The following is a 26,389-nucleotide window of genomic DNA, read 5'->3' as shown; positions in this document are numbered from 1 at the left end:
CAAAAAAATTATAATGTACCATTTTCTCGCCACCCTACGGGTGGCAACCGAAAATGATGTGCAAAAACTCCATGCACGAAACAGCTCAATTTACTTTGCTTCGTCAGTTGTGCATGAAGTTTTATTTCCAAAATGGAGGAACAGAATGATGAAACGAAAAAGAAAGGGAATCAACGGCTACTTTGATGGCCATCAAATGCGGTGTTCCTGTGGGGCGCCAGCTATTTTAAGAAGTGCCGATGGCATTTACAAACATAATCCAAATGGCACCATGCTCTATGTCTGCGCACGCTATCCAGCCTGCAATACTTATGTGCGCACACACGCAGGCACAAAGCAACCCGTAGGCACCATGGCTGGTCCCGAACTGCGCCGACTACGCAATGAGGCCCACCGATATTTTAATCAGATCTATCTATCTGGCATCATGAGCAAGCAGGATGCCTACGCCTGGCTCGCCGATGTGATTGGCGCAACCAAGTCCCACGCCCATATTGGGTATCTGAGCGAGTATTACTGCAAGGAAGTCATCGCCCAAAGCAAACGGGTATTGGCAGCACGGGCTACCATCCATCCATCGGCCGCTGAACCATCTCGTAAAACCATTCCATTTCCAACGAAGGCAGGTGATTCTGCATGACATTAACCCAAGAGCAAATACATCTGGTTGAGGACAATATGGGTCTCGTTGGTCAAGTGCTCAAGAACTGCGTGACGGTACCCAAAGGATCCGTCATCACATTAGAGGACTTGGAGCAGATTGGCCGCATAGGACTTTGCAAGGCGGCCTATGCGTATGAGCAACGAAATGCGCTTTTTAGCACTTATGCGTATATCGTCATTCGCAACGAAATCTTCAAAGAACTATCCAAGCAGTGGCGCCGCACCAAGCACGAAGATGACTGGATTGAAGATACCGAAGGGGTCTATCAAGACCGACTCTCCAACATAGAGGAGTTGGTATCCATCCTTCGCAAAGAGAGCGAGTCCATGCCGCAATCCTCTGCCAAAGGGGTCAATGCCCTGATTTTGTTGGCTGAAGGATACACCTGCAAGGAAATTGCCGCCATCTATGGCTGCACCCCAAATCTGGTGACAGCGTGGATGTCCAATGCACGGCGGATACTGAAAAAGTGTGAAGCGTTACGGGATTACTGCGTGGGATAGCAATGCGGTGCGTAAAATTTATTTTCAAAATCATCATGCTTGGTGTATACTTTTATGTTAAGTAATGATATAATAGTTGACATTAAAGTATAGGCGGTGATGCTTATGACACATAGCGAGACAATTTTAGCGATGACTACTGAATTGAACGGGATGATTACAGCAACGCAGGTAACACAAGCAGGAATTCCACGCTATGCACTAACCAAGTTGGTTAATCGTGGTGCGCTTTGCCGTGCAGATCGAGGCGTTTATGTGTTACCCGATGTATGGGAAGATGAGCTTTTCATTTTACAGTATAAATATGGGCAAGGCATTTTTTCCCACGATACAGCGCTATATTTACATGGATTGATTGACAGGACACCTCATCAGTATACCATGACCTTTCCCATCGGCTATAACCCAGCGGCCGCAAAAGCAGGCGGTCTTGCCACAAGATTGGTGAAAGCTGAAAATCATGAGCTAGGAAAAATAATGATAGACTCACCTTGCAAACACAAGATTGCGGTATATGATGTTGAGCGCACCCTTTGCGATATTGTAAAACCTAATTCTACCAGTGACATCCAAATCGTCAATGGTGCAATGCGAGCCTATGTGCAACAATCAGACATAAATATGACTCGGCTGTATCAATACGCTGACCAGCTTAGAGTAACAGACTCAATTGCACGTTATATGGAGGTGCTATTATGAAGACGAAAAACCCTATGCAGTTAAAGGCGCTAGTAAAGAACAAGGCAGCTGAGAATCAAATATCCGCTCAGCTTGTTATGCAAAATTATATGCTAGAGCGGCTATTAGAGCGAATTACGCTCTCAACATATCAGTCAAACTTCATTTTGAAGGGTGGCTTTCTAATTGCGGCGATTGTTGGGTTGGATACCCGTGCGACGATGGACTTAGATACCACCGTAAAAGGAATCACCCTAACCCATGAAAAGTTAGAGGAAATATTCCGTGAGATTTGCCAGATTCAAGTCGATGATGATGTGACTATGGAAGTAATGGGGCTTACAGATATTAGAGCGCAGGATGATTATCCTGGTATTCGAGTGAGCCTGATGGCCAACTATCCCCCATTGCGTGTTCCTCTTTCTGTAGATGTAACCACGGGGGATAAGATTACACCCAAGGAGATAGAATACACATTCCGTTTAATCTTTGATGATCGAGCCATTACAATATGGGCATATAATCTTGAAACTGTTCTGGCCGAGAAATTAGAAACCGTCCTAACACGAGCGATGGCGAACACACGACCAAGAGATTTTTACGACATTTATGTCATTTATAAGATGCGTGGGCATCTATGTGATTTTGCATTATTGAGAGAAGCGCTTGAGCAAACCGCTACAAAACGAAAGAGCACCCGTATTCTGACCCAGACAGAGGCCACTGCCACTATGGATCAAATCCGGTCCAGTGAACGGCTACAAAGTTTTTGGACAGGCTATCAAAAGGATTTCCACTATGCTGCAGAAATTTCATTTGCTGACACCTGTACGTGTATTGACGAGATTTTGCGTAAGATTGGTATATAAAATGAAATTGAGCTTAGCATCGACCATCGGTGCTAAGCTCAATTTTTTGCGTTAAGGAGGTATATATGCATATAAGATCACTGCTTGCGAAGATGAAACCCATTGTACTCCCTGTACTGATATGCGGTATTGTCGTGGTGCTATTTCGGGTTGTATTTTTATTGGGATATGTGCCCACGACATCAATGGAACCAACGATTCCCGCGGGATCTATCATCATCGGGTATCGGCTTTATACAGAACTGGAAACGGGCGATGTTATTATTTTCAGCTGCGCAAATGGGCGTACTCTGGTAAAACGAATTGCTGCAGGGCCACTAGAACTAGCACCTAATGGAGAGACCGTCCCAGAGAACTGCTATTATCTGCTGGGGGACAATCCCGAGAGTTCCATCGACTCACGCTATTGGGATGAGCCATATATTCACCAGAGTCAGGTGGTTGCAGTGGTGCTTTTCCCGTAGCAATACCACGGAGGGGTAGTAACAGTGTTTTTATGAAAGCATTGTGTTATGGGTGGGTTAGTGGTATATTTGACATAAGATTTCAGCTTTTTTAGATTGCAACCATAATGCAACCCATATTATCGCAATAGTTGGTGGTTGCAACTGCATGAATTTGTTAAAATATACCCACCAAGAAAGGGGATGTGAGTTATGAGATTAACACTAATCATGGGAGTTGTTAATTTGATTTTCTTTGTAGGAATTATTATAGGGCTTATTTTTCTGTTCTCACTAATATGTCGAGCACTTTTGAAGTATATTAAGTCAACAGATATTCGGCAAGAAAAATCTAAAACAAGAGTCTCTCTTGGAGAAGCCTTAAAACAACATCGAACAAAATGTAAAATGACACAAGAGTTTGTAGCGGAAGCTATCGGTGTTAGTAGACAAGCAGTTTCTAAATGGGAAAGCGGTGCTTCTGACCCGAGTACATCAAATTTAATAGCACTTGCGAAACTATTTGGCATTTCGGCTGAGGAATTGCTAAAAGAAGTTGAGTAGTAGAGCGAATTTATATTAGTTTTGGAGGGAAAACAGCATGAAAAAAAGTATTTTAGTTTCGATAACTCTTGCGGTGCTATTTGTTATTGTGTTGAATACAAAATTTATGAATTCAGGTTATAGCATCGCTATTGGAATTTTGTTAGGCATATCGATTTTTCTTACTGGAACACTTCTATTCAAAAAACTTGATAGCAAAGGTAAAAGTGACGAAGATAAGTTGTAACTATTATGAGCATTGAACTGTGTAAGGAATACAAGAAATTTATATTATGTCGATAGGAGGAAATGAGTATGTCTAAATGCAAAGGATATTTTATTACTGGTTGTGTGCTTATGATTATTGCAATTGCCTTTATTCTCTATGCAGTTAATAATCCACAAGCATCTTTTCCTTGGAGTAATTCAGTGACTTATGCCATTTATTCGGTATATGGTTTGTTGACAGGGTTGATATGGGGCTTGGTATTCAAACACAGACCTAAGCAAACAAAATGAGCATTCGCTTGATATGAAGCCTTTCCCATCTACCAAAGACAATCTGGATAATAGAAAAGTGGGCAACCTGGCCGTTTATGGCTTGGTTGCCCACTTTTTTTGGTTTAGGTGGCGTGGTTTTCGGGTTCGTCAGAAATAATATCAGAAAAGAGCTTGTCAAAATCACTTTGATACAATGCATCTTGCGGGATACGGTATTGTTCAAACTCGCTTTCGGCGAATGCTTTGGCAATAGCGGCTGTTACCTTTCCTCTATCCTGTAAAACCTCGGCATCGTTGAACTGTAAAAAGGCATCCAGTTTCGTCGCCCAGTCTTGCATCGTCATAGGAATATGCCGTCTGGCCTGTCTTGTGGCATAATCAAGATACATCGTAACTATTTCATTTAATTCCGTCAGCTCGTTAGAGGACAAGTAGTTTTTCGCTATGGAAACATCGGTTTTTACAATTTTACCATGGGGAGCATTCTTCCACGAAGTAAGTCCCATATTGTCTTTTTGGTGATCCGCTCTGCTGACAATCACCTCAGCGGCAGTGTTGCCGTGAATCGCAAAGTGCATCTTGTTTTGCACGGTTGCAAAGAAATCTTTTGTGGTCTTGCTATCAACTGCATAATCAACCGCCGTAGCATAAATGTCAGTGATTTTCTGATAAAATCGACGTTCGCTTGCCCTGATTTCTTGAATTTCAGAAACTAAGTGATCGAAATAATCATCGTCGAAAAGCTGGCCATTGATCAACCTATCTTTATCAAGAACATAGCCTCGCTTGGCGAAACTACTCAGAACCTTTGTTGCCCATTGCCTGAAGCTGGTGGCCCTTTCGGAATTGGTGCGATAACCCACCGCAATAATGGCCGACAATGCGTAGAATTTATATTGATAGGTTTTTCCGTTATCAGCAACTTGTGCAAAATTTGCACAAGTTGAATTTTCGTCAAGCTCCTTGCTATTAAAAATATTTTTCAGGTGTTTTGTCACAACACTTCTATCCACGTCAAAGAGTTCTGCCACCGCTTTTTGAGTCAGCCAAACATCACCGTCTTGTACTCTGACTTCGATTGTGTCATTACCCCCATCTTTGGTAAAGACAAGGAAATCAACTGTGCTATTTCGTATTTGCAAATGTTTCTCACTGTCTTTGCTGATGCCCATAATCCATATCCTCCCGCTTTCAGGTTGTTAATCTAAAGTGAATCTTCAAAAGCCAGCCATGTGGCACCGTAGCGATCTAAGTAGAAGCGATTGCCAAATTCATTGGCAGCATATCGCTGATAGACCGTATACCACCCACGGAGTTCATTGCGTAAAAGGGGGTCGGGAGAAATGGGTTCTACCCATAGTTCTTCAAACGAGGATATCTCATTCCGTGTCAGTGGCATTCCCTCACCAGTTAAGGGGCGAGCGAATACGGGTGGCATCCCCCAGACTGGTTCATCAATCTGAGCAAATGGTATGGCGGTCCCATCTGTGCGTCGCAGAATTTGCCCAATTCCATCGACAAGCACCCAGATGTCCTGTCGTTCCAACCACACAGGGGCACCGTGTAGCGCCGGGAGCTGGCAAACATCAATTTGCTGGGTCAAGTCCTTGGACTCAATGCGAGCCTCACTACGTCGCAGCAAATAGTCCAGAGAGACATGAAAGAAAGTGGCTATGCGAAGAAGTGTTTCTACAGGAGGCAACCTACGCCCTTGCTCCCACAAATTCACAGAAGTCTTGCTGGTATTCAGCGCATCTGCCAACTGGGTCTGGTTCATCTGCAAGGCTAGGCGAAGTTCTTTGATTCGGTTATCCAAGTAAACACCTCCTACAATATAAATTAAGGTTTAAGGCACGGCAGCCAGCCGTGTCTTTTATCTTTTTGTTGCCTAAGCTGTTAGAATGGGAGAGAACAGGTCTGGCGCTTAACACCAAGGGCTTACACGCCCGCATTGGAGTCCGTCAGCCGCCTCTCTCGTTCGCAGCATTCGATTTACGCAGGTTGTGCCACCATCACTGGTGCGTTCGTGTCACTCAGGAGATTGAACAAGCAACGAAGAAAGCGGGATGCCTAATCAAAATACACGGAGGAAACAATATGAACGCAGTCGGGATTGATATTTCCAAAGAATTCAGCGTGGTAGCCGCCCTGCGGCCAATGGGTGAGGTGGCGCTCCCACCTCGTACTTACCAGCACGACAGCCAAAGCATCGACGTACTGGCGCAGGAAATTCTTGCTCTGGGTGAGGACACCCGTGTCATCATGGAGGCCACAGGGCGCTACCACGAGCCAGTCGCCCAGGCTCTCAGTCAGCATGGCATCTACATCAGCATCCTCAACCCCCTTCTCATCAAACAGAGCGGTGGTGGCTCCATCCGCAAGGTTAAAACTGACAAGGCTGATGCACTGAAAATCGCTAAATACGGACTTGACAACTGGGTGGATTTGAGGGAACATACACCTATGGAAACTTTAAGACAACAATTGAAACTCTGCACACGGCAGTACAATTTGTACATGAAAACCATTGTTTCGTTACAAAATAATCTGATTTCTCTCTCGGACAAGACCTTTCCCGGCGTCAATGAGCTGTTTTCTAGCCCTGAACGGAAGGATGGTCATGTCAAGTGGATTGATTTTCTGACCACATTTTGGCACTGTCACTGCATTGCAAAAGTCAGCGAAAAATCCTTCTCAGACCGCTACCAAAAATGGTGCAAGCGAAAGGGGTACCATTTTCAACCCAGAAAAGCGGCTGAAATCTACGCAAAAACCCAGCTCATGATTGTCACTCTGCCCAAAAATGACTATGCAAAATTGTTGGTTGTGACGGCGGCAAAGCAGCTCACAGCCTCCAAGGAGACCCTCTCCGAGATGAAGGTTGAGATGAACCGCATGGCGCAGGAGTTGCCTGAGTACGACACTGTCATGGCCATGTACGGCGTGGGCGAGGCCACTGGCGTACAGCTGATGTCGGAAATTGGAGACGTCCGCCGCTTTGCCCACCGCAGTTCCATCGTGGCTTTTGCGGGGGTGGATCCGTCGGTTAACCAATCGGGCAAGCAGACCTCCCAGAACGGTAAAACCACCAAGCGTGGTTCTCCACATCTGCGTAAGACGCTGTTTCAGGTGGTCTCCACCTACGTCAAGAAGAAGCCAGAGGACGAGGCGGTGTACCAGTTCATAGACAAGAAACGTGCCGAGGGCAAGCCCTACTACGTCTACATGACGGCCGCACAGAACAAGTTCCTGCGGATTTACTACGCTCGGGTCAAGGAGTGCATGCTGGCTCTGGAGACCGCTAACGAGGGCTAGGTGACACTAATTTCATAGTTTTCTAGGTCAGTGAGCATCCTTCTCTTCCTGACCTGCTTTTCTATACCCATTTTCCATCTCACAATTTTTGTGAGATTTTTTCATTTTAGGGCTTGACTTTTATTTGCAGGACTCCAATCTATCGTAGAGTTTATCACAATTCGTTAATTTTTTCAATGGAACTATAAAAGTTTACGGATAGGACAGAAATGAAATCTGGAAATTTGCTAAAAAATGTCGTATAATATGAATATTAGAAAGCAGGTGCCTAATATGCCAATTACCAAAGAACACAAATCTATCGAAGACAGAATTACAATACTCGAAAATAGAGGACTAAAGTTCAGAAATAAACAACGAGCCATTTGCATTCTTACTAAATACAATTATTTTGATATCATCAATGGATTTGAAAGTATACTATTATCACAGTCCAGTCCGACTAAAATGTTTGATGATGTTTATTTTGAAGATTTTTACGATTTATATCAGTTTGATATGTGCCTGAAAAAGCATACATTGTTTTTGATTTTGGATATAGAGTCACGCCTTAAAACATCTGTTTCATATCACTTCACTGGAAAATATTGCGATACCGCGGCTAAAACTTTAGAGTATGTAAATCCGCAAAATTATTGTACTCCTGTGCCCAATGATACACATTTATCAAAAGCCTTTTCAAAGCACGAGCTATTTGAAACGACCCAGCGTTACAATAATGGGACTTTCAAATCAAAATCGTTTTTGGATCGATACAATAAAAAGCCAGCTTACATGGGACAATATCAAAAGCCGCCGTTCTGGGTTGCAATTAAACAACTTACATTCGGTCCCTTATACTATTTATTTTTGTTCTTAGATAATAACACGCAGGCAAAGGTACTAAACGATTTCAACTTCGATTCCCATGATCTAAAGGCGTATCAACAAGCTATGTTTATCTTAAATAAAATGCGTAATGAGTGCGCTCACTTGGAGTTGGTTTCTCGGTTCAAGTTGAAACACGATAAAAATCTGAATTTCTTTGCTGAAATTATTGCATTATGCAATCTTTCTAAAACAGATATATGTTATAGAGACGTTTTGAAAATTTTACACGCTTTGGGTTCTACCCTTCATATTCGTATTGCTATCGGACTCTTTTATTTGAAAATGTCGCTAAAAGGGCGTCGTAAAATCGCTCAAAAGATTCTAGGTAAAATGGGAAGAAAAAGCATTTATGAGTGGCTTGTACTATAAGTAATTGGGTTTGAATAATTTTTTTCAAAAAAGCTTGCATATTTTTGAAAATCGTGTATAATAATAGTACAGTAACGCTAGCTCTTATAGCTAGTAGCCATGCATTTGGCGTTAAAAACACCCCTCGTGAGAGGGGTGTTTTTGTTTTTCAAAAGCCGAATCATTCAAATTGTATTATAAATATTTCGGAGTACGTTTCATAGTATTACTTACGAATGCACTGAATCGACCACAGTGAGCGCAATAGATACGATCACGGTGGGTTTGCGCTTCAGGGGCTTCGAAAGGATCATTGCAACACTCAGTCACCACCGTGACCAGTGACACAAGCTTCAGGTGGTCAGGACGGTACGCCTGATTGTACTCCACGAACGAGGCCCATTGGGGGTTGTTGTGCATCTGGGCTACGCAGTGGCGGAGTGCGTCTCTTTTCAGTTCTGTCTTTCCTGTGGCACGAGCGTAGTGCCCACCATAGTCGTGCTTGCGCAACATTTCTGATAGGCATTGCAGGTGGTACAAATCATCATTTGCTTCAACAAGGTGGTATGCGATTTTCTCCCATACGGATACTTCCATGTCACCTAGCTTTGTCAGGACACCCTGGCGGTAGGCGTAAGTTTTATTGCGGCCAGTTCCGTGGGTGATGGATACGCCTGTCCCACACTGCCACCGAATGTCATCGTAGGTCAGTGTGGACAAATCTAAGCCTGCTATCTTGTCAATGTGTTCAGTCCCCATGATGGTGACCTCCTCTCGAAGATAGTATGGCAGATGGAGTGGTTTCACCGTTGAGTAGCAGTTCCACATCCTGCGCAGTGGTATGGATATGACACCCCTGCTTGGGGCATGACATACAGCTGGGCACGGTATTCAGGGGGCTTTCTGCCTCGGTAGCCCTACAGTGATAGTGGAGGTGTTTATAATAGGGCGTACACACTATCTGATCTCCGTGGCAATACTGGATGGAATTGCGCAGTACATTGCCGTCATTCTCCAGTGCCACTTGGAAGCTATGTCCACAGGCATCACAGATGCTCTGCCATGTGGCATTCTCCATCCGTAAAACCTGGAGGGTCTGTGCATGGCCACAGTGTGGGCAGTGGTAAACAGTGCCGCCGTCCATACGCATATGCTCATCCATTTTGGTGCGAATGATTGCTTTTTCGCGGTTGCTCAATTGATACGACAGATCCGTGCAACTGTCACATTGCCACAGGACAATAAGCAGTACATCCTGTACCGAACAGGTTTTCAAATCCAGAGTGGCATACACGTTGATATAACCATCGTTGTGGTCGGTTTCAACATGTGTGCCGAAAATCTCATCCACGTTACAGGAGAACACTGTGTAAAAAGAAATGGTATCATCCGATGCCTCTACTTTACCGTCGAAGAAAAAATCATTGGCAGAGATGGGTCTCACACCTTTTGTGAGAGGGATGGCGTTATTATCTTGTTCCATAAAAAGTCCTTTCCATAGAGCAGTAGGCGGTGGGGATTCCCCAACCGCCTACTGTTTTTTAATATGGTTGTATATTACGGTGTATGGCTTATCCCATCGGACAGGAGTTGTACCGCCGTGCGAAAACCTTGGGTAAAGGTTTGCTCAAACTCTACGGATGCTCTTGCGATGAGTAGCTCGTCATACGCTTCTAAATCAGCTACAAAAGTGGAGCCGTACTTATCCGTTAGCCGCTTGCGACAATCCTTGATAGCATCGTTCCACTTGATATACTCAGGCATATCAGCGGCTGGATTGGTGGCGGAGAACTCCAATTCCCCATGATATAGAAGCCTAATAATCTCGTCAGGTGCCGATGTATCCAACGATACAGCTACCTGCTTTTGTGGCGCTGCTAGTTGCTGCAGTGCCTTGATGAGTTCAGGGATTTGCTTTTGGAAAAAGTGTGAACCCATATGGGTTTGGTAAAATGGTGTATGCATCAGAAACCTACTTTCAAATATGGCAATCCACGATGGTAATAATTCCATCGCAATCAATGGCGGGCTGGATGAAGCGATTCCAGTAGTTCTCAACCCACTGAGCATGTTCGTCCGCTTTCTCACTAGAAATACCAATCCAACTCATTTCACTAGGTGAGTGCCATACCCCGTTGGGGGTGATAACGGCATTGGTATGGAACTTGATATGACGCTGGATATAAATTTCCACAGTGGGATAGCGGTCTTCAAAGGCCGCTGACCCTAGTAGATAATTGGCCTTCGCCTCTTCGTAGGAGGACAAGGGATTCTCCAAATCCTGCATTCTAGCGAAATCGATGTTTGCAGCTACCGCTGAGTCCACAGCGGCACCACCATTGGGTACAACATCGGGCTTGAGATACAGGCTATTTGCCCAACGTCCACCAATGGAGTACCAATCCCATTTAGACTGAGGATTATAGGTGCTCAAAATATCCCCATCGCTATTCAGCTCATCGGGATCATAGCCATCAATGGCACGGAGATACAGTTCTTCATCAGATAGCTTCAAGAGATCAGGAACAGTTTCCAGAAACTCTGCATGTACAGCCGCCTTTGGGGTCTTGTTTTTATAAGCGGTGGGATCAGCGACCCACTCCTGATATGCAGGGGTATCTAAGATTTGCTTGAGATGCGCTTTTTGCTCATCAATAATCTGCGCTTTGGTACGACAGACATAAGGTGCGACGGTGATACCCTCGTAGTAAGGTTCCAGTAATTCATCCACACTGGCACCGTCTGGACGGGTCAGCACAGCTACGTTGAAATGGCTCATAAAGTGTTCCTCCAATTTTAAGATATGGGGCACCAATTCGACAAAGCGAGTTGGTGCCCCTGGTACGCCTGATGATTCAGGCAGGAGTTGTGTTATAGACGATTACGCCTCAAGCATGGCCTCAAACTCAGCCTCACTGAGAATGGTGATGCCCAACTGCTGGGCCTTAGCCAATTTGCTACCAGCCTTTGCGCCGACGATGAGGAAATCCGTGGTCTTCGTAACGGAGCTTTGGGGTGTGGCATCTAAGCTGAGGATTTTGGCCTCGATGCTCTGACGGGTGTACTGCTCCAGTTTGCCAGTGGCGACAATGTTCTTGCCGGAAAAGGGATTGTTAGTATGAGTGGACATAATTTGTTCCTCCTGAATAAATGTAATGTGCTGGAGCAATGGACGCCAAAGCTTATCTGCCTCGGCATCTGCATACCAGCTGTAAATATTGTTGTGCATGGTCTCCCCAAAGTCTGGGAGCGTGGTGAAATCAAAGTTTTCTTGGATGGCCAGCTCAAATGCGGCCCAGGAACCGTGGAAATACTGCGCTAAATCACGCCCTGCGTGACGACCCACCGTGTGGATCCCAAGTCCAGCAATAAACTGATTCATGGTACAGCAGCGACGCTTGTCGATGGCAGCTTGCAATCTAGCAAAGGACTTTTCTCCAAACCCATCTGTGGCGACAATTTGTGCCTTATAGCGATCCAACTCATAGAGATCCGCGAAGTTCTTCACCCAGCCATGCTGAATGAATTTTTCCAGAGTGGACTCAGAAAGCCCTTCAATGTCCATCCGAGTTTTACTGCAGAAATGCACGAATTTGCGAACCAGTTTGGCAGGGCACTGGGTATTCTCGCAAAAGAGCTGTCTCGTTCCGCCTGAAGTTTGGTGGATGACAACAGGTTCACCACAGCAAGGGCAATGGGTAGGAATGGTCAAAGTGCCACTGCGTGTGGTGTTCTCCGCAATCTGGGGAATGATTTGATTCGCCTTATAGACCTGAATGCGATCCCCAATACCCAGTTCCAGCTTATCCAGAATATCTAGGTTGTGCAGGTAGGCGTGGTTCACAGTAGAACCGTCGATTTGGACATCATCAAAGACACCCGTTACACTGACCATACCCGTTCTGGTAGTGGCAAGCTCCAGGCCTCTGAAGATGGTATCATAGAGTTCATCCTGCCATTTCAGGGCAATCAAACGGTTCTCGTGATGTCCTGTGGAACCGAGAGAGCGACCGTAGGACAAATCATCATACTCAATGATTAGCCCATCCACTGGGTAGTCATACTGTTCTGGGTTATACAGAGCGACCGCATCTGAAAGTGACTGGTGGGACGCACCGACAGCCAAGACAGAATGTCCGACCACATCAAAACCCAAACTGCGCAGATGGCGAAGCTGTTCCCATTTACTAGAGCTATCGGCGTGGTCACTAATGAGATTGAACGCTAAAAACTCCAGACGGCGATTGCGCATGGCCTCTGCATCCAGCTTGCGAATACTTCCTGCGGCCAATCCTCTAGGATGGCTATATGGCTCCTCCAGCCCATCGTTGAGCTGTTTGAATGAGTTCCAGCCCACCACGCATTCACCACGCACCTCTAAGTCGTCGGTGTAGGGAATGCGTAATGGGATGTTGGACATCAGCTTGGCGGTGTGGGTGACATCTTCGCCCACAAGCCCTTCACGGCCTCGGGTAATTGCTTGGGTGAATACCCCAGCGGTATAGCGAAGTACCAGTGTAAGGCCGTCCAGCTTCCACGAGAGCACCATCTTGCGCCCTTGGGCAAAGCGGAACACCTCGTCGATGGATTTGGTCTTACCCGCAGAGAGCATGGGGCGTGTGTGGGTCACTTCAGCCAGTGACTCTAAGAGTTCGCCTGAAACCTTATGGACGGGTGAGCCTGCCAATAAGACGCCAGTTTTCTCCTCTAGCGCAAACAATTCGTCATAGAGCAAATCATATTCTCGGTCTGACATGATTGGTTGATCGTGCTTGTGATAGGCGGTATCCGCCTTTTGTAGAGCAAAGATAAGCTCTTTCATTCGCTGCATCATAGCAACTGTGCCTCCTTTTTTTCTGTGTAGGATAGGATGTGATAATCTGTGTTTTGGGGTAGTGCAACTCGATTGGTAGCTTGTACCTCAATGCACACCTCATCAGGTGGGAGATTTGAGTGGATTCGAGAGGTGCCATCGTCGCAAAGTTGAATGACAATGTGGACTTGTTTCGCCCAGAGCAAGGTAGGATAGACTTCCAGGCATTCACCATTATTGAAGACCCACCGCCAAATAGAATCATCTTCACCAGACATTTCTACATAGCTGCCAGAACGAACATATGGAGCGATGCGTTTGAACATATCGTCCATACCACTTAATTTCTCGCCATCAAACTCAAGACTGATGATATTACCTGCATCGTCTAGTTCGGGGCCATAGCTCTCGCTTTCCAGTTCTTCACTGACCTGAGCGACGTGTTCTGCGTTGACAAAGAAATTGTTGTCTCGTAGTGAAACATAATAACCCATGGATAAACTCCTTTCGCAATTTAATGATATATAAAACGAGCCAACGGCTCGGAATACAGGGGAGAGCTTCCGAGCCGGAAGCCGAAATCTATATAAAAAAGCGCACAGAACTGGGAAGCTCCGTGCGCCTTGTTGCCATATATGGCAGAGATATCGATATGCAATTTAGGTAGAAAACAAAAAAAGTGCCACCTATCCCGTGAAGGATAAATGGCACTTTGTTACATTGAAACTTTCGTTGTACGAGACAACATAGAAACTTTATAAATGGATTATATCTTATTTGCTGTTGGATTTCAAGTCTTTTTTGGGAGCTGGCGGCGAAACAGCCGATCCAACTGCTTCCATACGATACGTTCCTGCCATACTGGGTCAAAAAACATTGGCATATACCAAACGTCATGTGACTCAGTGAAAGCTGGTGCAAGTGGATCCCCCACAACTGGGTTTAATAATGCGTCGGCAATGACTACATAGCCAGCACAGCCCAACAGTGAGAGCTGAATATAGCACATGAGACCAGCTGTGCGGTCAATATCCTGCGCTACATAAAAGACGGATGTGTGTCCAAGAGACTGCTCTTGAAATACATTGCGGGCAGCTATGAGCAATGCTCCAGCACCGCAACAGCAGTCGTTGATGGTGAAGTAGCCCTTTTCCAAAACTTGCTGCTGTGCACCACCTGCCTCTAATTGGGCCATCAGGCGACACACACAATAGGGCGTGAAAAACTGCCCTTTCCAATGGTTCCCCAACTGCAATTCCATAAATTGCGCACCGAGGAAATCCTGCTCAGGGTCAGCTTCTAATGCGCCTACCATAGCATGAAAGAGCGGTGGAAAAAGTGCTTGCTCATCTGAAGTATAGTCTTTCATAATCTCAAGATACCGCTGTTCTCGCTGAAGGTTTACATCCCCGTGATCCAAGGTGTTTGCAATGGAGATAGCGGATACTTCAATGAAGTCGGACCAGGCTCTCCAAACGTGCCTAGTTTGGCACAGACCTGCGAACAATGTTTGAAACTCTTTTTTGTCCGTATGCTGATTTCGAGGCATGTTATTGCACCTCGTTTCTTTGTTGCATCAGAGCACGACGCTCGTGGTAGAAGGCGGATAGCCAGCCCTCATAATGCACCTTGGTGATGAGTACAAACTTCGTCAGTTCTGGCCAATTCATGGCGATGGACACACGATTTTCGGGCTTGCTCCCGTATCGAGGGACAATCAGCCCCTTTTGATCCGTCTGACCGGCGCCACTTTGGGCGGTGAGTAGGTAGTCTTTCTTCTCACCCACAAAAAGCTGGACAGAGCGAGATAAACTCATCCCGTCGGGACGTGCTTTCCCACGTCTGGTCAATACTTCGGCACTGACACCCCCAAGGCTCTGGAATAAGGGCGCTGTTTGCCCACGGCCTTGTGCCATTGCTTCCTTTTGGCTCTTCATGCGGATGTGCATGGAGTCATTGAGGATCGTATGTGCCAAATGGAGGAACTCCGCCATATCCATATAAATATGAACGTGGTTGGTAAAGCGTTGCCCCTCTGGTCGGCTAGTATCGTACTGGGCGAACTCCAAATGGGCTTTGCCAATTTCGAAGCAGTCGCTTTTGCTTTCTACGAAACAGTTGCGCCCATCTTGACGGGCGATTTGGAATTGGTTGCGTTCATCATTCTTTGCCATGTGGTTCCAATCCTTCCTCTACCAGCTTTTTCACCGTATCGGCCAACACACGCATATTGCGTTGGAATTGCCAGTCGAAGTCCAAGTCAGTCTGGTAGTTTTCATAAAGCATCTCACGCAGGAGATAATAGAATGCCAGCTGTTCCTGTGCGGGCTTCTGCTGGATGAGAGCTTGCATCGCCAAGCTCATGGTGCTGAGAATGGTGGTCCAAGAGACATAAAAGCGATCATTCACTGGGATATTGAACCGAGCCAGCCACGAACGGACAGTGTGTGTCTTACTAACCCCGCCGCAGGACATGGGCTGAAGCAGATACTTGATTTCATTTGTATCATCGTTGGGGCGGATATACCGCCCCAAGGGATAGAGTGCGCAGACCTCTGGCTTGACGGGATGGACCGCACACTTGCGGTTTTCCATAAAGGGGCAGTGCTGGGTCGTACCCACCGCTTGCAAGGTGACAACGGGTAATTTAGAGTTTGGCCCAAGTGACACACAGCAGTATCGAGCCAGCACTTCTTTCGTGGACAGCTTCAAATACTGTGCAATGCGGAAAATGTCCCGTGACTTCAAAATGATGTCATGGCGATCCTTACAGCACTTTCCGCAGCTGCGGCACTTGAATTGAAATGGGATATCTAAGTCTAGGGTCATTTCTTGAATTTCTTCTGGTGATAACATTACTTTGTCCTCCAAAAACAAAAAAATAGAGAAACAAATCATTGCTTCTCTTCATGCGCCCGATTTGGGCAGGTATTCAGTTTGCTCTGCAGTCGCAGATACAGGGATATTTCCAACAGGAAATCAATTTGCCGTGTGGCGTCGTACACCACCTCCTCTAAGCTAGACTATCTATATAAAACAGGAAAATTCCTGTAGAAAACAAAAAAAGTGTCCAGAACCCGTAGGCTCTGGACACTTCGTAACATTGAAACTTTTCCTTGTGAAATACAAGTAATGAAACTATTGAGGATAGTATAGCATAGATGAGTGGGTTTGGGAAGAGACACTTTATCAATTATAAAAAATTTGAGAGCGGTAAGGCTTCGTTTATCCTCATGCCTTGGAATCTGGAATCATCTGAATGATTGAACACACAACCTCTTTTGGTGGCAGTGACGCCAAAAGAGAGAGGCCACTTGTTAGGGTGGTCTCTCTCTTGGTGGCTTTTAAGCTCTTTTCGGGAAGGGATAACGGATTACTCAGCCAAATTGCGGTACAGGAAGGTCACGATTTGACCACGGGTACAATCGTTGTTGGGGCCAAAGGTGGTATCGGTGGTGCCGTTGGTGATGCCGTTCTCCACAGCCCAGAGGACTGCATCGTAGCAGTAGCTATCGCTATCCACATCGGTGAAGGTGCCATCAGTGGACACTTCTGGCTCGCCAGCGGCACGGTAGAGGAAGGTCACAATCTGTCCACGGGTGCAGGTTGCGTCGGGGCTGAAGGTGGTGTCAGAAGTGCCAGAGGTGATGCCCTCGCTCACTGCCCAGAGGACTGCTTCGTAGTAATAAGCGTCACTGCTGAGGTCGGTGAAGGGGTTGATATAATCAACCACGGGACTACCGTAGGCCTTCCACAGTAGAGTCACAGCCTGTGCTCTGGTACAGGTTGCGTTGGGACTGAACGTGGTATCAGTGGTGCCGTTGGTGATTTCATTTTCCACTGCCCACATGACTGCATTGTAATAATAAGCGTTGGGGTCAACGTCGGTAAAGACGTTGGTGTCGTGGATGATGGCATAGATGGAGAAGTGGGGGGTAACAAAGGTGACGGTGCCAGATTCTTCATCATAAGTGGTTTCCATAGGGGTGATGTTGCCCAAATCGTCAATGTACCACACCACAATGTTTTCAGCACTTTCGCCCTCTTGCAAGGTATAGGGCAGGGTCACGGTAATATCTTCACCGCCAAAGGAGGTGATTGCTTCATCGCCAGAAGTGATAATCAAGTCAACGACTAGAGCATCGCCTACCACAGCTTGCTGTGCTACGTTGAGGTGTTCCTCTACATCCAAATGTTGCACAATGATGGTAATATCAGTGCCAGTGGCCTGCCCTGCAATGGATGCCAGTGCGTCAGAGGGAATTTCCACGGTGCCCAAGTCAGAGGTGACAATCAATGCGTCCACATCGCTATCCACCAGAGTTTCCACCGCATCGGTGGAGAAGGTAGCGGCAACCGTGTCGGTGGTGGTCTTTGTGGTCACTTCGATTTCCACATACACGCCGTCCCCTTCGTCAGCGGAAACAGCATTTTCAATGGCGGTTTCCATGTTGGAATCGCTGACGGATGCGGTCACGGTGGAGCCAGAGGTTGTGGTGGATGTGGTTGCCGTTGCGGTGACGGAGCCATCGTCATTGGTGGTGGTATCGGTAGTCGTAGTGGTGGTTGTGGTCGTGGTGCTACCAGAAGAACTGGACTTAGTTGTGACGGTCAAGGTGCCATCCTCAGTGGTGATGGTGTAGTTGTCCCCTGCATCGGCACTGATGGTCAGGGTATAGGTGCCGTTGGTGGTCATGTCCACTGCGGAGCTATCAATCAAAGGCTCGCTAGTCCAATCATCGCCATCGAACAAATCGCCAGTCTTGGTATAGGTGTAAGTGGGCTGGTCATAATTCTTATAGGCGCTTACATCGTCCACAGACAAGGTGATTGCATAGGGGGTGATGGTGACGAAAATATCGGCGGTGGCGGTGGTGTAGTCCTCTGCATTATCGGGGGTAAACACCACGGTAAAGGTGCCATTTTCGCTGACGTTGGTGGGTGCTTCATCCTCAAAAGCCCATGTGCCAGCTATCTCCACACCGTCCACGGTGGCGGTGCCAACGATGGCGCTGTCTGGGACGGCTGTGCCGTTATAGGTTTGAGAAATGTTCTCCACACTGAGCACAGGTACTTCCTGCTTGGTAACGGTCAAGGTTGCGGTGATAGTGAAGTCCGCATAGTTGGTGGAGCTGACGGTGATGTCGATGGTGGCGGTTTTTCCCACGTTGTCAGCATCATTCTCGAAGGTAAATACCAAGGTATCGTTGCTAATGGCGTAGCTTGTCAAATAGTCGCTACCAGAGGTCACGGTGTCTACTGCAAATCCAACACCCAACAAATCTGCCCAAGCGGACAGGCTGACGGAGCCCTCTTTGCCGTATCTAGCAGAGCCAGTGGCGGTTTCGTTGTCGTGGGTGGCTTGGGTGATGTTACCAGTGATATTCTCTGGGAGAGAAACGATATAATAGCTAGTCTCGCTACCAGATTGGCTCATGTCACTTAAAGTTACATCAATACCATCCGCTACGTTCACGCTGTCGTAGGTGGCGGTGGCAGTGAGGGTAACTTCGTCATCAGCGTGAACCAGTACATCGGATGGGATATTCAATGCCACATCGCTGAGGGTTGCGGTACCGTCATAGGTCATGGTGATGGTGCCAGTCACTTGGGCGGTGACTGCTTTGGCCTCTAGGGTGACGGTGATGGTTTCACTGTCAGAACTGTTCAAATTCACGCTACCGCCATAGTAGGCCTTGATGGTGTTATCGCCAATGGATAGTTTCTTATCGCTGGTGGAATAGACCAAGGTTGCAGTGCCTGCCTCTGTGGTTTCTGCACCGCTGGCATCCACTACAGTTGCAGTGCCCAACAGCTCGTCGGTTTCTTCCACATAGAAGCTGACGGTATTAGCGGTGGCTATGGACATCAGCCCACTGTTAGCGGCGGTAGCTACGCCCACCTCTGCGGTGAGGGTAATGGTCTCACCGTAGGTGTAGGTGGTGTTGGTTGTAGGTGCGGTAGTTTCGGTGGTGCTGTCACCTTGGACAATGGTAAACTCCTTACTAGCAGAGCTGCCATAGTTGCCCTTGCCCGTGATGGTCACAGTGGCGGTGCCAGCAGCGGTATTATTGCTGTATTCCACGTCGTAGTCATCACTGGTGATAGTTGCATCATCGGTAACGGTGATGGTGGGGGTGATGGCACTGCCTGTGTAGGTCTGGTCTGCAATGGCGGTAATCATGCTATCGGCCAGAGCCTTGACTTCAATCTTCAAGGTGCCGTCTGCATAGGTGATGTCATAGTTGCTATTGCCACTGGAAATAGTAGCACCAGATGGGGTGATTGTGTAGTTGTCGTCACCAGAAACATTGGTTGCATTTTGGGTCAAGGTAACGGCGGTGATGCTGTCGTTCCCAACCAAATCACTGTAGCTGATGTAATCAGTGCCAGTAGAAATGGCGGTGCCGTATTCCACGGTCTGATCATCGGCGGTGATGGTGATGGCCTTTGCGTTCACCACCAAGGTCACAGTGCCAATGACGGCGGCATAGTTGGTATCGGTTGGGGTGAAGGTGACCGAGTAACCACTGTTGGTAACGGTGGGTACAACCGTACCCTCTGTCCAAGCGAAGGTGCCGTTTGTATCGCTATCAGACAAGTCGCTGGTGCTCAGGGCTGCGCCATAGGTAATGCCACTGGCGGTGGGCCAAGTGATGTCATCGGGGTAATCCACGGCAACAATGGTGAAGTTCCACTCAGCGCTACCAGCGTAGTAGTTGGTGCTTGCGTCCACATAGGCCTTCACGGTGTAGCTACCCACATCGGTGGGTTTCGTTTCGCTGTAGGTATCATCATCCGCATCCTTTTCCTTATACTCGAAGCTGACGGTGGTACCATCGGTGGCGTTTGCCACAAAGGAGATGGTTGCGCCATAATCGAAGCTTTCGGTGGGATTGGTATAGCTGATGATGTTACCAGCTTGCTCCACGGTGATGGTGTAGCTGGCTGTGGCTGCCAAATAATCATCGGTTGCGGCGGCGGTGGCGGTGATGGTTGCGGTGCCAACGCCCACGATGGTGACCTCGCCATATGCATCCACAGTGGCAACGGTGGTATCATCGCTTTCGTAGCTGATGGCGCCCTCCACGGTGGTTTGGGTCAGTGCGTTGGTGAATTTATCAGCGCCATAGGTTTTGTCCACTGTTGCGGTTGCGTAGGAAATGGATTGTGCAGACTTAAAGGTAGCAACCACTTCCACAGCTTCGGCTGGCATGGTGAAGGTGAAGGTGCCATCGCCTACGTTGGTGACGGTCAAAGCGCCCACAGTAACCACAGCAGAAACCCCTGCGGTAATGGTCACGGTGTCGCCAGCGGCGGCATAGTACAAATTGGTGGTGGCGGTGCCGCCCTCACCAGAGGTAACGGTGATTGGGTAGATGTCCACAAAGTCGGCTGGGATTGTGGTGCCAACTTCCCAAGCGTAGTAACCCACGGTGTCGCTCTTGCCATTGGCGGTGGCCACCCACTTGTTAAGTTCAGCAACCAGGGTGGAGTTCAAACCGTTCTCTGCATCCTCCACATAGGCGAAGTCGTAAGCAATAGCAGTGCAATCACTACTACTATTTTGAGCACCGATGACCGTACTTGATTTGCTATCATCATAATAGCCAGTGATGTCACCTTTGGATTGATAGCCCACCAGTGCGCCTGCGTAATCATAATCACCATCGCTGGTGACGGTGGCGGCGGAGTAGCAGTTGGTGACGGTGCCAGATACGTAGCCTACAATGCCACCAACTACGTTATTGCCCGTGATGTCGCCAATGTTATAACAGTTTTCGACGGTGCCACCAGATAAATATCCCACAATACCACCTGTGTAATTGGTACTAGCTTTCACCGTGGCCAAGTTGCCGCAGTTAAAAATGGTACCGCTTGTTAGTTGGCCTACAATGCCACCCACATAGGTTTCGGAGCCATTGATTGCGCCGTCCACGATGACGTTTTTCACCACGCCACCTTCGCCGACAATGCCAAACAAGCCTTGATAATTGCCATTGGTCCCATTGTCGATGTACAAGCCAGATATGGTGTGGCCTGCCCCATCGAAGGTGCCTTTAAATGCATAATAGCTGTTCTCATTCCCAATGGGCATCCATTCGTACGCGCTCAAGTCAATATCGTTGGCGAGGACGATGGTGCTTCCAGAGAAGTTGTTGTAAGAATTGGATTTTAAATAATAGCTAACCCAGGCCAGCTCTGCGGCGGTGGTAATGGTGTATACACCATCCACTGCCGTCACGACCGTATAGTGATCTGTCCAGTAATCAGGACTGAAGGTGACGGTGATGGTGACCGTATCGCTGGGCATGGCGAAGGTGTAGGTGCCATTGCCCTCATCGGTGACGGTTTGTGGCGTACCATTGGTGTCAGAAGTCACAACCACCGATTCTACCTTGTAACGTGTGTCGGACGCTGTGGTGATGGTGACCGTTGTGCCCACGGTGGCGCTGTCGAGATTCACCGATACTTCGCCATCTTCATAGCCCTCTGCCAGGGTGATGGCGTAGGACAGTTTTTTAAAGGTCACGGTGACGGTCACGTCCTCGCTGGGCATGGTGAAGGTGTATTCATTTGCCGTTGTCGTTTCCGCTACGGTGACAGAACCTTCTTCCCCATAGGTGACGGTCACGGCGTCCACTTCATACCCTGCATTGGGGGTGGCGGTGATGGTGACGGTTTCGCCAGCCGTTGCGCCAGAGTCCACTGTAAAGAAGCCGTTTTCTGCGTCTGCTTTGGTGATGCTCAAAGGAGCCAATGTAAAGCTGGCAGATGCAACCACATCCCCTGCTGGCATAACGAAGGTGTAGGTATCGGTAAATTCGATTTCTTCATCCACATCCCCATTGATTGCCCAAGCAACAATGCTACTTGCAACCACCACATAGCCTGTGTCGCCCACAGGGGTGATGGTGACGGTGTCGCCAGCCACGGCACGATCTTGGCTAAAGGTCAAGGTGCCGTTTTCCATATCGTCGCTCTCATCGGCGGTGATGCTATAGGTGGTGGAGAACACAGGCAGAGCCTGATTGCTCCAACGGTCGGTGTTATCAGTGTAATCTGCGCTTGTTTCCACCCAGGTGTTCAGTGCATCGGCTAGGTTGGTGTAGTCGGTGCCTTGGCCAGAAGGGATGGCGCCTGCGTCGTCGAAGGAATAAATGCTGATGTTACCACTATTACTATAAATGCCAGTGGTGTCAGTCAGGTAATAGCACCCACTCACAGTGCCGCTAGGGCGGTTGTAGGCCAAAAGTGTGCCTGGATAACTCCCAGTTACAGTGCCGACGCCGTAGCAGTTTTCAATGGTGCCATAGTTTTCCCCAGCAATACCGCCAGCGGCCCGCTCACTGATGGCGCCCAGGTTGCGGCTGTTGCGGATGGTGGAATATGCGTTCACACTCCCAGCGATGCCACCTGTGTATTGAGGGGTATATCCTTCGGCATCGGTCGCTTTGATGATATCCACGTTGCTGGTGCAGTTTTCAATCACGACTGGTTCGGAGCTAGTGCCGTATAGATAGCCTGCAATACCGCCAGCATAGGTGATGGAGTTTGCAGAGCAGGTGCCAGAGATTTCGCCTTCCACGGTGAGGTTTTTCACCGTACCACCATAACCCAACACACCAAAGAGCCCCAAATATGCCTCACCGTTTTCAGCGGTGATGGTCATGCCTTTGACGGTGTACCCTGCCCCATCAAAGGTGCCATCGAAGTTGTAGCTACTAGTATTGGTAGCATACGACGACATAATGGGCACCCATTCATAGCCAGACAAATCAATGTCGTTGGTCAGGGTGATGGTATAGTCACTAAGACCGCTGTAGGAAGTCTTGCTTATCGCATAGGCCACCCAAGCCAGCTCTGCAGGCGTGGAGATGGTGATGTTATAGCCATCAATGGTTGGCTCTTTGTAGTTCTCAATCCAGGAATTACCTAGGAAGGTGACATCAATGGTAACCCCTGTGGCTGGCATGGTGAAGATATAGCTATTGGTCTCATCGCCATTACTGCATTGAATCACTGTGCCATCTGTTGCTGTCACCACAATGTCGCCGATGGTGAAGGTGGCATTTGCCTCAACGGTGAAGTAAATACCATCCCCTGCTGCCGCAGTGGTAGGAGACACCTCTACCGTGCCGTAATCTGCCACGTAGGAGGTGGCAATGGCATAAACAGGTGCAAACTCAGGCAGTGCATCGTCTGTCCAGCCGTAGTAAATGCCGTCGTCATTGTTATCTGCAACCCAAGTATTGAGAATGGTGCTCAACTCTGTGGAGTTGCACACGCCCGATGCATCAAAGCTGTAGCAATCGGTGGGTGCTGTACCAGTGCCACAGGCCACGGTGTCTACATTCCCCAAGTAATAGCAATTGGTGAAATATGACCCAGAGTTTTTGCCCACCAGCGCACCAGCATTACCAGTATATCCCCAATTGTCGGTATAGGTGGTTGCTGTACTTGTGGTATAACAGTTGACAACATAGCCGGAGTAATTATACCCCACCAGACCGCCAGCATAATAGCCCGTTACATCCCCTGTGCTATAGCAGTTGTAGATGTAGCCTCTGTTATACCCCACCAGACCGCCAACGTAATGATCGCCGTCGTTGGAGGAGATGTTCACGTGGCTGGCGCAGTTGTACATGGTACCGAAGGATAGATACCCCACAATGCCACCGCCGCAATCGGAAGTGGCGACGATGGAGCCTTCCACGGTCACGTTTTTCACCGTGCCAGTAGAGCTCACATAGCCAAACAGGCCGAAGTTATCGGAGTCGGTCACCAGGCTCAAGCCAGAAATGGTGCGCCCATCCCCATCAAAAGTGCCTGAGAAAGTATAGGAGCTACTGTACCCAATGGGGGTCCAGTTGGCACCAGACAGGTCAATGTCTGCACCCAAGGTGATGGTTTTGTTCAAGAAGGTAGTCCCAGCGTTCACCAAGGATGCCAAACCAGCCAGCTCTTCTGCTGTGGTGATGGTGTAAGATGTGGCAGTGGTATCGTCGTCATACCACTCGGTGTCTGCAACAGTTGCCCAGGCCGTTTCAACATAGTTGACGGTGATGGTCACTGCTTCATTGGGCATGGTGAAGGAAACTTCACCCGTTTTTTCATTATAGCTGATTTCCTTTTCATCAATGCCTGTGCAATCAAAGCCACTGATGGTGTAGCCATCGCCCAAAGGCGTGATGGTGAAGGACACTGTGTCCCCTGCGACATAGGAACCAGATGCACCCGTCACGGTGCCATAGGCGCCTGGATCTACGGTCATGGCATAGGTGGGAACCAGCGCCAGGGTACCCAGATCCCACTTGTAATGCTCGCTATTATTTTGGGTTTCCACCCAGGTGTTCAAAAGCTTGAACACATAAGAGCTACTGTTTCCTGAGAAACCGTCATCATTATAAGTGTCGCAGTTGTCGCCCACGGTGCCGCCACTATTATACCCCACGGCCGTGGTACCCTCTGGATAGTAGCAGTCATCAATCGTTGCTACGTATAGGTAGCCCACCACAGTGCCTGTAGCGGTGCCATCTGGTGCATAGACCGTGACTCCACTGTAGCAGTTATACAAATAAGTAGCACCATCCATGTACCCCACAAGGCCACCCACACGGCACCTGGTAGCAGTGGTATTGTTGTACTCTGTAACTGTGAGGTCGCCAGTGGCATAGCAGTTGTCAACGGTTGGACTAGTAGTAGAGCTGTGCTTGTATAAATAGCCCACAATACCGCCCACATAAAGGTAGGAGTCAGCAGTGTCCACGGTGATGTCCACATCGCTAGAGCAGTTGCGCACCGTGATTACTCCGTTCGAAGGATAAGCATATCCCACCACGCCACCAATGTATAAGGATGTTGTAGTAGAATCCACATCAATAGTGCCTGTCACGTCCACGTTTTTCACTGTGCCACCTGTCACATAGCCAAACAGCCCCAAACATGTGATGGTAATCAACGCACCTTGGTTGATGGTCATGTTTGTAATTTCATATCCATTGCCATCAAAGGTGCCTCGGAAACTATAGGTGGAACTATACCCAATGGGGGTCCACTCTGCGCCAGCAAGGTCAATGTCATTGCCCAAGGTGATGGTTTTGCCAGAGAAGGTGACGGCACTAGAAACACCCTCAGCCGTCCCATTCACCAACGCTGCCAAGCCAGCCAGCTCCGCCGCTGTGGTAATGGCGTAAGATGTGGCAGTGGTGTTCGACGTATACCAAGTGGTGTCTGCGCCATTGGCCCAAGCCGCATCGCTGTCTAGGTCGCTGTCGGCAGTTGCCACAGGATCGGTTTCATCATCGTTGCTGGCAGGAACGACCACAACGTTGTTGGTGGTGTCGTCCACGTCGGTGGTGTCATCCACATCGTCGGTGTCGTCAACATCGTCGGTGTCGTCAACATCGTCGGTGTCATCCACATCGTCGGTGTCGTCCACGTCGGTGGTGTCGTCCACGTCGGTGGTGTCGTCCACGTCGGTGGTGTCGTCCACGTCGTCGGTGTCGTCAACATCGTCGGTGTCGTCAACATCGTCGGTGTCGTCAACATCGTCGGTGTTCACTGCGTCCACGTCAGACTCGTCATTGAGCTCGATCTCCTCAATGATGGACGGCAAGGGTGTCACCACCGCCATCTCCTCGGTGGCAAAGACCGACGTGGGGAGCATCCCCAGCATCATGGTCAGTGCTAAAAATGAGCTAAGTAGTCGTTTTTTCATGTTCGTTTCCTCCATTTTCAATCCTGTATTGAGTGCGGTTTGCGGTCTTATGCTACGCATAAGACCAAGGGGGTACCCCCTTGGAAAATTTTTTGCGCACCTATGGCACAATCTTTCAATA

Annotated in this window: 22 protein-coding genes; 10 read left to right on the top strand and 12 right to left on the bottom strand. The window is 48.1% G+C overall.

Translation table 11 applies throughout. The annotated features are described in order from the left end of the window. The first annotated feature begins 145 nt into the window (after positions 1–145). From RFF05_RS05225 to RFF05_RS05190, 8 genes are all read left to right on the top strand, one after another. Positions 146–640: a zinc-finger-containing protein gene (locus tag RFF05_RS05225; RefSeq protein WP_409969330.1), complete on the top strand. Its 495-nt coding sequence runs from the start codon at positions 146–148 to the stop codon at positions 638–640. Continuing rightward, positions 637–1,167 (top strand): RNA polymerase sigma factor, encoded by a 531-nt coding sequence (locus tag RFF05_RS05220; RefSeq protein WP_409969329.1) that lies wholly within the window; start codon positions 637–639, stop codon positions 1,165–1,167. Before RFF05_RS05225 ends, RFF05_RS05220 begins: the two co-directional genes overlap by 4 nt. Positions 1,168–1,272: 105 nt before the next feature. Beyond that, entirely contained in the window at positions 1,273–1,866 is a 594-nt protein-coding gene (locus RFF05_RS05215; protein ID WP_409969328.1) for a type IV toxin-antitoxin system AbiEi family antitoxin domain-containing protein, read from the top strand. Continuing rightward, on the top strand, positions 1,863–2,714 hold the full coding sequence (locus RFF05_RS05210; RefSeq protein ID WP_409969327.1) for a nucleotidyl transferase AbiEii/AbiGii toxin family protein: 852 nt from the start codon (positions 1,863–1,865) through the stop codon (positions 2,712–2,714). The genes RFF05_RS05215 and RFF05_RS05210 overlap by 4 nt, the downstream gene beginning before the upstream one ends. Before the next feature lie 65 nt (positions 2,715–2,779). Beyond that, positions 2,780–3,178 (top strand): S24/S26 family peptidase, encoded by a 399-nt coding sequence (locus RFF05_RS05205; protein ID WP_409969326.1) that lies wholly within the window; start codon positions 2,780–2,782, stop codon positions 3,176–3,178. Positions 3,179–3,370: 192 nt separating this feature from the next. After that, on the top strand, positions 3,371–3,721 hold the full coding sequence (locus tag RFF05_RS05200) for a helix-turn-helix domain-containing protein (protein ID WP_409969325.1): 351 nt from the start codon (positions 3,371–3,373) through the stop codon (positions 3,719–3,721). Between the two features lie 37 nt (positions 3,722–3,758). Further along, a complete protein-coding gene (locus RFF05_RS05195; RefSeq protein WP_409969324.1) occupies positions 3,759–3,947 on the top strand; it encodes a hypothetical protein in 189 nt (62 codons plus the stop codon). Positions 3,948–4,015: 68 nt separating this feature from the next. Continuing rightward, entirely contained in the window at positions 4,016–4,219 is a 204-nt protein-coding gene (locus RFF05_RS05190) for a hypothetical protein (protein ID WP_409969323.1), read from the top strand. Positions 4,220–4,323: 104 nt separating this feature from the next. On the opposite strand, the gene RFF05_RS05185 is transcribed toward RFF05_RS05190, so the two are convergent. Both RFF05_RS05185 and RFF05_RS05180 read right to left on the bottom strand, forming a co-directional pair. Beyond that, positions 4,324–5,373 (bottom strand): virulence RhuM family protein, encoded by a 1,050-nt coding sequence (locus RFF05_RS05185; protein ID WP_409969322.1) that lies wholly within the window; start codon positions 5,371–5,373, stop codon positions 4,324–4,326. Positions 5,374–5,405: 32 nt separating this feature from the next. After that, the gene (locus RFF05_RS05180; RefSeq protein WP_409969321.1) at positions 5,406–6,017 is read right to left on the bottom strand and encodes a helix-turn-helix domain-containing protein; all 612 of its coding nucleotides are present in this window, start codon (positions 6,015–6,017) and stop codon (positions 5,406–5,408) included. Positions 6,018–6,298: 281 nt separating this feature from the next. On the opposite strand from RFF05_RS05180, the gene RFF05_RS05175 reads away from it, so the two are divergent. Next, positions 6,299–7,516 (top strand): IS110 family transposase, encoded by a 1,218-nt coding sequence (locus RFF05_RS05175; protein ID WP_409968488.1) that lies wholly within the window; start codon positions 6,299–6,301, stop codon positions 7,514–7,516. A gap of 273 nt (positions 7,517–7,789) precedes the next feature. Beyond that, positions 7,790–8,755, top strand: coding sequence for an Abi family protein (locus RFF05_RS05170; RefSeq protein ID WP_409969320.1), 966 nt, complete (start codon positions 7,790–7,792; stop codon positions 8,753–8,755). A gap of 174 nt (positions 8,756–8,929) precedes the next feature. Here the strand turns inward: RFF05_RS05170 and RFF05_RS05165 are convergent, their stop codons facing one another. The 10 genes from RFF05_RS05165 to RFF05_RS05120 form a co-directional block, all read right to left on the bottom strand. After that, positions 8,930–9,493, bottom strand: a complete 564-nt coding sequence (locus tag RFF05_RS05165) for a hypothetical protein (RefSeq protein ID WP_409969319.1) — start codon at positions 9,491–9,493, stop codon at positions 8,930–8,932. Next, on the bottom strand, positions 9,483–10,217 hold the full coding sequence (locus RFF05_RS05160; RefSeq protein WP_409969318.1) for a hypothetical protein: 735 nt from the start codon (positions 10,215–10,217) through the stop codon (positions 9,483–9,485). Before RFF05_RS05160 ends, RFF05_RS05165 begins: the two co-directional genes overlap by 11 nt. A 74-nt stretch (positions 10,218–10,291) precedes the next feature. After that, on the bottom strand, positions 10,292–10,672 hold the full coding sequence (locus RFF05_RS05155; RefSeq protein WP_409969317.1) for a DUF6809 family protein: 381 nt from the start codon (positions 10,670–10,672) through the stop codon (positions 10,292–10,294). A 40-nt stretch (positions 10,673–10,712) separates the two neighbouring features. Then, positions 10,713–11,513, bottom strand: a complete 801-nt coding sequence (locus RFF05_RS05150; protein ID WP_409969316.1) for a hypothetical protein — start codon at positions 11,511–11,513, stop codon at positions 10,713–10,715. A 102-nt stretch (positions 11,514–11,615) separates the two neighbouring features. Next, entirely contained in the window at positions 11,616–13,568 is a 1,953-nt protein-coding gene (ligA, locus tag RFF05_RS05145) for an NAD-dependent DNA ligase LigA (protein WP_409969315.1), read from the bottom strand. Further along, positions 13,565–14,041, bottom strand: a complete 477-nt coding sequence (locus RFF05_RS05140) for a hypothetical protein (protein ID WP_409969314.1) — start codon at positions 14,039–14,041, stop codon at positions 13,565–13,567. The genes ligA and RFF05_RS05140 overlap by 4 nt, the downstream gene beginning before the upstream one ends. 296 nt (positions 14,042–14,337) lie before the next feature. Beyond that, positions 14,338–15,096: an N-6 DNA methylase gene (locus RFF05_RS05135; protein ID WP_409969313.1), complete on the bottom strand. Its 759-nt coding sequence runs from the start codon at positions 15,094–15,096 to the stop codon at positions 14,338–14,340. A 1-nt stretch (position 15,097) separates the two neighbouring features. Beyond that, entirely contained in the window at positions 15,098–15,721 is a 624-nt protein-coding gene (locus RFF05_RS05130) for a hypothetical protein (protein WP_409969312.1), read from the bottom strand. Then, positions 15,708–16,403 carry a YkgJ family cysteine cluster protein gene (locus RFF05_RS05125; RefSeq protein WP_409969311.1) on the bottom strand — a complete coding sequence of 232 codons (696 nt, stop codon included), beginning with the start codon at positions 16,401–16,403 and terminating at the stop codon, positions 15,708–15,710. The genes RFF05_RS05130 and RFF05_RS05125 overlap by 14 nt, the downstream gene beginning before the upstream one ends. Positions 16,404–16,920: 517 nt before the next feature. Further along, the gene (locus tag RFF05_RS05120) at positions 16,921–26,268 is read right to left on the bottom strand and encodes an S-layer homology domain-containing protein (protein WP_409969310.1); all 9,348 of its coding nucleotides are present in this window, start codon (positions 26,266–26,268) and stop codon (positions 16,921–16,923) included. Between the last annotated feature and the right edge of the window lie 121 nt (positions 26,269–26,389).

This window comes from Bengtsoniella intestinalis (genome assembly GCF_039719005.1).
Lineage (GTDB): Bacteria > Bacillota > Clostridia > Oscillospirales > Oscillospiraceae > Oscillibacter > Oscillibacter intestinalis.
This window is presented reverse-complemented; position numbering and strand designations above follow the sequence as displayed.